Below are 4,815 nucleotides of genomic sequence, written 5' to 3'. Positions count from 1 at the left end.
GCGGTATATATTTTTCTAAAATTTGTATTACTTTATCGTGATCAAATCCACCTATTGCACATGAGTCAATGCCTCGAAATGCAGCTGCTGTCATCATATTGGCGCTAGCGATATAATCTTGCATTTCTGACCAGTGATTAATGGTTAAACCATCAGCAAGTCCTTGCTCGCAAAAATTAATAAATGCTTGACAAGCAATGTCGATTGCTGTTTGATCATTGGGATTAGGTAAAGTACGAGCAATAGCTCGGCGTAAGTAATCACTTTGCGAAGTGAAGTTATTGGCTTTGCGATAAAGTATGATCACAAAATGTGAACAGCTTGTCACTTGCTCTTGATTGTAGCAAACCGATCGCAATTGTGCCTTTATTTTATCACTGTCAATGACCACAAAATGCCAAGGCTCCATACCAAATGATGAGGGAGATTGTCGGCCAGCTTCTAATATATATTCAATATCATCATTATTGATTTTTTTTGTTTGATCAAATTTTTTACATGCATGTCTAAAATCAAATGCTTGGGTTAGCTTATCCATATTTTCTCCTTACGATTTGGTATTCCATGGGGCAACTTTTAATAATAATAACATACCTGGGATGGCGAGAATAAAACATAAACCAAAAAAGTTTGTCCATCCTAAATGTGAAGTTAAAACACCTGACATTGAATTTATTAGTGTTCTTGGTATAGCTGAAAAACTAGTTAATAGCGCAAATTGTGTTGCGGTAAATAATGGGCTAGTTTTTTGCGATATAAAAGTGACTAATGCTGCTGCGCCCATTCCAACACCAATAGATTCAAAGCTAATTATAGTCGCCAATATGATAAGTTGAGTGTAATTAATTGTTAAAAAAGGTCCTTCATAAGATAAAAAAGCAAAACCTAAAATAGAAAACATTTGTACAAAACCTGATATCCACAATGAACGGTTGATGCCATATTTTGAAATAATAAAACCACCCAAAAGAGCTCCAAATAAACTTGGCCAGACCATCGCATTTTTAGCTACAGTTCCTATATGTTTCATTTCAAAATTCATATCTAAATAAAAAGGTGTTGCCAAAGATGTAGCAAGGCTATCACCAAGCTTATAAAATGAAATAAAAGCAATAATAAATAAAGTGTTACTAAATGATTGCCGATGAATGAATTCATTTATTGATTGTTTGAAAATAGATTTATCTGGATGAATTACACTGATATGTGACGGCTCTTTTAAGCTTATTGTAATGAGTAGCATTGGCACAATAAATGCGGCAGTGAATGCGAATACTTCCATCCATGATAGATAATCAGCAAGAAAAAGCGATAATCCTCCAGGAATGAATCCTGATATTCGATAAATATTTATGTGTATACTATTTCCGCTGCCAAGTTCGCTATCGCTCAAAATTTCTCTTCTATAGGCATCAATTGCGATATCTTGAGTTGCAGAAATAAAAGCAGTTAATAAGCTTAAAATAACAACTATTTCGATGTTATTTTGGGGAGTTAAAAAACCATACATAGGTATGATAATTAAGAGCCCGATCTGAGTTAAAAATAACCAACCTTTACGACATCCTAGTGAGAAAGGTGATAACTTATCTAATAATGGTGACCAGAGAAATTTACATAAGTAAGGAATTTGAGTTAATGCAAATGCGCCAATTGTTTTTATGTCTACACCGCCAATTTTTAGCCAAGCGGGGATTAATTGGACAATAAAGAAAAAAGGAAGTCCAGAACAAAAACCTGTATAGATGCACAACAACATTTTTTTATTAAAAAAAGCATGAGCTAATACTTTATTCATTATTTAACTTTATTGGTTAGTTTTTTTACAAAGTGTTATCATAGCACATAACATTAAAAAATAATGCTATAAACCAAGATAAACCATTACCTAAAGTCATTTTTTCAAGATACCAAGAGTGATACTGAATTTATATATTTTAGTATAAAGATTAACGCCAACAACCAGTAAAAAATAACTAATTACCATTAAGAGGGGTTTAGTAATATGAAAAGTTCAATTAAAGTCGCTGTCTTTAGTAGCAAGCATTACGATAAAGAACACTTAGAAATGGCAAACAAAAAGTTTGGTTTTGATATTGAATATTATGAACATAAACTCAGTCATAAAACGGCTGTTACAGCTCAAGGGTATGATGCTGTTTGTGCATTTGTTAATGACGAAGTCGATAAAAAAGTACTACAAAAATTAGCCAGTTATGGCATTAAAATTTTAGCACTTCGTTGTGCTGGTTTTGATAATGTTGATTTAGCAGAAGCTGAAAAATTGGGAATTACTGTAGTGCGAGTGCCTGCTTATTCGCCAGAAGCCGTTGCAGAGCATGCAGTGGCTTTAATGATGACGCTAAATAGAAGAACGCATAAAGCCTATCAACGCACTCGTGATGCTAACTTTTCGTTAGATGGATTAACTGGCTTTAATATGCACAATCGTACTGCTGGCGTGATTGGTACCGGCAAAATTGGTCAAGCGGTTATTCGTATATTGAAAGGTTTTGGTATGCATATTCTTGCTTATGATCCTTATCCTAATGATATTGTGGTTGAACTAGGGGCGCAATATGTTGAATTAGATGAGCTATATGCCAAGTCAGATGTGATCACATTACATTGTCCAATGACACCAGAAAATTATCATTTATTAAATAAAGATTCATTCCAAAAGATGAAAAATGGCGTGATGATTATCAATACCAGCCGTGGAGCATTACTTGATGCAACAGCTGCTATTGAAGCATTAAAACAAACCAAAATTGGTGCTTTGGGCATGGATGTTTATGAAAATGAACGTGATCTATTTTTTGAAGACAAATCAAATGATGTCATTTTAGATGATGTATTCCGTCGTTTGTCTTCTTGCCATAATGTTATTTTTACAGGTCATCAAGCCTTTTTGACGCAAGAAGCATTGTTGAATATTTCTGACACCACTTTGAGCAATATTAAGCAAGTTGCGGAAGGTAAATCATGCTCAAATATTGTTAAATAATAAGAAATCCCTTATGATGTTGTCGATTTTTTAATTACTTAAGATATGGATTTTTTTATGCGCCGTATTATCGTTTGTCTTAATTTAATTTTATTGCTTGTAGCTTGTAGCAGTAATAGATCTTCAACATCGCCAATGAAAGAACACCGTGGGCATGCAAATGTCAAAGGCGGTGTTTATCTCGAAAAAGATCACAATCCATCTAAAACCGCAAGTCCGTCATTAGAAATAGATAAAGAAAAATTTATCGATAGAATGGTGAGCAAGCATGGTTTTAACCGTCAACAGCTTCGCAATGTGCTTGCTCAGACCAATAAACTTGATTGGGTAATTAATTTAATGGATAAACAAGCACCAAAATCAGGGCCTGCAACAGGACCAAATGGTGCTTGGATTCGTTATAAAAATAAATTTATTACGGCAAGCAACCTCCCTCGTGGTGTTGAATTTTGGAACCAATACGAAAAAGAGTTAAAGCGTGCTTATACCGAATATGGTGTTCCACCTGAAATTATTGTTGGCATTATCGGTGTCGAAACAGGTTGGGGTAGAGTAATGGGTAAAACGAAAATTATTGATGCGCTATCAACGCTTGCCTTTTACTATCCAAGGCGTGCACAATATTTTTCTAACGAATTAGAAGACTTTTTGGTGATGTGCCGTGATGAAAGCGTTGATCCGTTTGATTTAAGTGGATCATTTGCTGGCGCAATGGGATATGGTCAATTTATGCCGTCAGCGTTTAGACGTCATGCCGTTGACTTTAACCATGATGGTCATATTGATTTGTGGGATCCAGTTGATGCTATCGGTAGTGTTGCAAACTACTTTAAGTCATATGGTTGGCAACGAGGTAAGAAAGTGGCGGTAATGGCTGATGGTCAGGCTCCATCACTTAACTCAGGTTTTAGCACTAAATACTCAATTGAAACGCTTGCAAAAGCTGGCTTGAAACCACAAGGCTCACTAGATGGTCATACTCAGGTGAGTCTATTGCGCCTTGATATGGGAGATCGTTACCAATTTTGGTATGGCTTACCGAATTTTTATACCATAACCCGCTATAACCATAGCATGCATTATGCCATGGCAGTTTGGCAATTGGGACTTGCAGTTAAAGAAGCAAGATAACTATCGAATATTTAATATCAAATTTTATTAGGTCGTTGTTATGCGACCTTTTTTATATCTGCCAATAATATTTAAGAAATAATCAGTTTTATTGCAAGTAATAATAAAAATACACCAAAAAACTTGATCAGCTTTTTTATTGATAATTTTTGTGCAATTTGTACCCCCACTTTTGCCATAGGAATGCTCGCCAGCATAATAGTTAATGCCGCAGGTAAATAAATAAAGCCCAAGCAATATTGGGGTAATTGTGGGGTATGCCAACCCGCAATGATGTAGCCAACTGTACCACCGATAGCAACGGGTAAAGTGAAAGCAGCCGATGTTCCAATTGCTTTTCGCATATCTATACCACATTTTTGTAAAAATGGTACAACTAAAACACCACCACCCACGCCGATAAGTGCAGCAAAAATGCCAATTAAGGTTCCTGCAAATATAAAAATGCTGTTATTAATAGAAATATTTTTACTAGTATGATTTTGTGAAACTTTACTCGCTTGTAAAGTAAATTGACCACTAACATAAATAAGAAAAATGATAAATATCCATTTTAACCAACCCCCTGGAATATAAGGCGTCATATACGAACCACCTAAAGTGCCTATGATACAACCTAAAACCATTTTTCTAAGGATATTCCATTGAATATTATTGTTTTTATTATAAATATAGCT

General features: G+C 34.9%; 5 protein-coding genes. 2 read left to right on the top strand and 3 right to left on the bottom strand.

What is annotated here, in order from left to right; translation table 11 throughout:
- Window positions 1-538, bottom strand: a 538-nt coding sequence (locus tag A9G30_RS04345; RefSeq protein WP_065588172.1) for an NAD(P)H-dependent oxidoreductase, incomplete at its 3' end; no start/stop codon positions are given.
- A 9-nt stretch (window positions 539-547) separates the two neighbouring features.
- Window positions 548-1,798 carry an AmpG family muropeptide MFS transporter gene (locus A9G30_RS04340; protein ID WP_065588171.1) on the bottom strand — a complete coding sequence of 417 codons (1,251 nt, stop codon included), beginning with the start codon at window positions 1,796-1,798 and terminating at the stop codon, window positions 548-550.
- A gap of 219 nt (window positions 1,799-2,017) precedes the next feature.
- Here A9G30_RS04340 and A9G30_RS04335 point away from each other — a divergent pair, with 219 nt between their 5' ends.
- Window positions 2,018-3,007, top strand: coding sequence for a 2-hydroxyacid dehydrogenase (locus A9G30_RS04335; RefSeq protein ID WP_065566787.1), 990 nt, complete (start codon window positions 2,018-2,020; stop codon window positions 3,005-3,007).
- A gap of 57 nt (window positions 3,008-3,064) precedes the next feature.
- Complete coding sequence (mltB, locus tag A9G30_RS04330; RefSeq protein WP_065588170.1) at window positions 3,065-4,138, top strand: lytic murein transglycosylase B; 1,074 nt, start codon at window positions 3,065-3,067, stop codon at window positions 4,136-4,138.
- Window positions 4,139-4,209: 71 nt separating this feature from the next.
- Here mltB and A9G30_RS04325 read toward each other — a convergent pair.
- Window positions 4,210-4,815: sulfite exporter TauE/SafE family protein (locus A9G30_RS04325; RefSeq protein ID WP_065588169.1), on the bottom strand; the 606-nt coding region annotated here is incomplete at its 5' end.

It is taken from the genome of Gilliamella sp. Fer4-1, from assembly GCF_001690515.1.
GTDB lineage: Bacteria > Pseudomonadota > Gammaproteobacteria > Enterobacterales > Orbaceae > Gilliamella > Gilliamella apicola_C.
The sequence above is the reverse complement of the archived record's forward strand: the minus strand, read 5'-3'. Positions and strand labels throughout refer to the sequence as shown.